The organism is Vibrio lentus, assembly GCF_002875945.1.
GTDB lineage: Bacteria > Pseudomonadota > Gammaproteobacteria > Enterobacterales > Vibrionaceae > Vibrio > Vibrio apostichopi.
This window is the reverse complement of sequence record NZ_MCZK01000095.1, coordinates 1-211: the sequence shown is the minus strand read 5'-3', so window position 1 is coordinate 211 and position 211 is coordinate 1. Positions and strand designations below refer to the sequence as shown.

Sequence of the window (211 nt, the reverse complement as noted above, 5' to 3'; positions counted from 1 at the left end):
GTCGAACGTTACGCTCCAAACGCCTTGCGCTACCGTCGTAGAGATCACATGACTGTACCCACCAGGGCCTGTCAACGTAACAGTGACCATATCACCATCAGTACCGGTGCCTGACAAGGCTGGATCTGTGTCATTAGTGATCTGGTCCGAGTCGTCAACCCCCGTATCTGAACCACTGTCTAATCGAGCGGTCACTGCAATGGTGTTATCA

1 protein-coding gene is annotated in these 211 nt (G+C 52.6%); it reads right to left on the bottom strand.

The features are described 5' to 3' along the window. On the bottom strand, window positions 1–211 hold a 211-nt coding region (locus tag BCT49_RS25665; RefSeq protein ID WP_157938604.1), incomplete at both ends, for an Ig-like domain-containing protein.